This window comes from Allobosea sp. CER48 (genome assembly GCF_044752385.1).
In the GTDB taxonomy this organism is placed as follows: domain Bacteria; phylum Pseudomonadota; class Alphaproteobacteria; order Rhizobiales; family Beijerinckiaceae; genus Allobosea.
This window is the reverse complement of sequence record NZ_JBIWYK010000480.1, coordinates 1-2,279: the sequence shown is the minus strand read 5'-3', so window position 1 is coordinate 2,279 and position 2,279 is coordinate 1. Positions and strand designations below refer to the sequence as shown.

Below are 2,279 nucleotides of genomic sequence, written 5' to 3'. Positions count from 1 at the left end.
ATGGCCTTGCGCCCGCCGATCGCGGCTCGCAGGCAGTGCTGCACGAAAACGGCAGGCCTGCCTCAGGTCACGACGAAGCCGTGGGCGAACGGATCGCGATCGTCGATGAAGATCGTGTTGATGCCGGTCATCCGGGCCCAGCCGGCGATGGAGGGGATGATCGCCTCGCGGTTGGCGACGGTGGTCGCCGCCTCGACGCGCCCCTTGAACAGCGAGCCGATGATCGACTCGTGCACGAAATCGTCGCCGACCCTGAGCTTGCCCTTGGCTGCGAGCTGAGCCATCCGCGCGGAGGTGCCGGTGCCGCAGGGTGAGCGGTCGATCGCCTTCTCGCCATAGAACACCGCATTGCGGGCATGGGCTTCCGGCTTGGTCGCCTGGCCGGTCCACTGGATATGGGAGAGACCCCGGATCTCCGGATGCTCGGGGTGCACGAATTCATACTTCGCGTTGAGCGCGGCGCGCAGCTTCGGCGACCAGCCAACCAGTTCCCCGGCACTGTGGTCGGCCATGTCGCGGAAGTTCTTCTGCGGCTCGACGATCGCGTAGAAATTGCCGCCATAGGCGACGTCGACGACGATCTCGCCGAGGCCCTCGACCTCCGCCGTCAGCCCTTCGGCATAGAGAAAGCCGGGCACGTTGGTCAGCCGTACTTCCTCGACGAAGCGGCCTTCCTGGCGATAGGTGATATCGACCTTGCCGGCGGGCGCGTCGATCGAAAGCCGCCCCGGCTCGCGTGGCGTGATCAGTCCGTTCTCGATACCCATCGTGATCGTGCCGATCGTGCCATGCCCGCACATCGGCAGGCAGCCAGAAGTCTCGATGAAAAGCACCGCGACGTCGCAATCGGGCCGGGTCGGCGGGTAGAGGATCGAGCCGGACATCATGTCGTGCCCGCGTGGCTCGAACATCAGCCCGGTGCGGATCCAGTCGAACTCCCGGAGGAAATGTGCGCGCTTCTCCAGCATGTTCGCGCCGTCGAGCCTTGGGCCGCCGCCCGAGACGAGGCGGACCGGGTTGCCGCAGGTGTGGCCATCGATGCAGGAAAAGGTGTAGCTGGCCATGGATCCGGTCTCTGGAGACGTCTTGAGCCTGCGGCGAAGGGCTGAATCCTCGGCCGCAGGTTGGGTCGAAGATTCGCGTGTCAGGCCGCGTATTTCTGCACGGCGCCGGGCTGCTTCGTCCAGGCGGCGTACCAGCTGTCGAACAGCTTCAGCTGCGCTTCGGCATAGCCGCGCTGGCTCTCGGTCAGCATATCCGTCTCGTTGAAGTGCAGGGCGTATTCCTTGTCGCCCCTCAACACCATCAGATGCTTGAAATAGAGCACGAGATCGGGGCCTTCGTCGAAGGAAGAGAGGACGCCGAGCGCCTGCTCCAGCTCGAGCGCCCGCTGGCGCGCCTCGGCATCGCCCCGGGCTGCTGCCTCGGAGAGCTTGCACAGATGCAGCACTTCCTTCGGCAGCACGTTGCCGATGCCGGTGATCGCGCCGGTCGCGCCGCAATTCACATAGCCGTGGAAGACGGCCGTATCGACGCCGATCATCAGCGAGACGTCGTCGTCCCGGCTGGTGATGTTCTCGGCCGCGTAGCGCATGTCGGCCGGGCCGCCGAACTCCTTGAAGCCGACGAGGTTCGGATGCTCGGCCCGCAGCGCGAAGAACAGATCAGCCCGCGTGGCGAAGCCGTAATAGGGGCTGTTGTAGATCACCGCGGGCAGATCGGGGGCGGCCGAGAGGATCGCCTGGAAATGCGCCTTCTGGGCGAGGACGACCGTGCCGCGCGACAGGACGCGCGGGATCACCATCAGCCCCTGCGCGCCGACCTTCTGGGCATGGGCGGCAAGCGCCACGGCCGAAGCCGTGTTGACCGCGCCGGTGCCGACGATCACCGGGATGCCGGCTTTCACCAGCCGCTCCACGCCCTCCATGCGTTGCGCATCGTTCAGCAGGGGCCAGTCGCCCATCGAGCCGCAATAGACCACGGCCGACATGCCGGCCGCGACCAGCTCCTTACCCTTGCGCACCAGCGCATCGAAATCGGGCGTCCGATCCGCCTTGCATGGCGTCATCAGGGCGGGGATCACGCCCGAGAAAATCTTGGCCTTCATCGCGCTCTCCTGCTCGTTTCGCGGTTGGACCGAGCCCCGCATCGGGACGGGCTCCGGCCGCTCTCGATGCTGTTATGCCATATTGCATATTATTTGTCGACAAGATCGTGGCAGGCGCCGCGGCAGAGTCGTTTGGCCTGGTCGAATGATCGGCAGGTCCTTGATCCCGCGG

The 2,279-nt window shown here is 65.6% G+C and carries 2 protein-coding genes; both read right to left on the bottom strand.

Annotated features, from left to right (window positions below):
- Window positions 1-62: 62 nt before the first annotated feature.
- A complete protein-coding gene (locus tag ACIPIA_RS14610) occupies window positions 63-1,064 on the bottom strand; it encodes a 4-hydroxyproline epimerase (RefSeq protein ID WP_400510592.1) in 1,002 nt (333 codons plus the stop codon).
- A gap of 80 nt (window positions 1,065-1,144) precedes the next feature.
- On the bottom strand, window positions 1,145-2,107 hold the full coding sequence (locus ACIPIA_RS14605; RefSeq protein WP_400510590.1) for a dihydrodipicolinate synthase family protein: 963 nt from the start codon (window positions 2,105-2,107) through the stop codon (window positions 1,145-1,147).
- Window positions 2,108-2,279 lie beyond the last annotated feature (172 nt).

Excerpts from the sequence above, each read along its gene's own strand:
- ACIPIA_RS14605 (WP_400510590.1), bottom strand. The coding sequence starts at position 2,107 with ATGAAGGCCAAGATTTTCTCGGGCGTGATCCCCGCCCTGATGACGCCA.
- ACIPIA_RS14610 (WP_400510592.1), bottom strand. The coding sequence starts at position 1,064 with ATGGCCAGCTACACCTTTTCCTGCATCGATGGCCACACCTGCGGCAAC.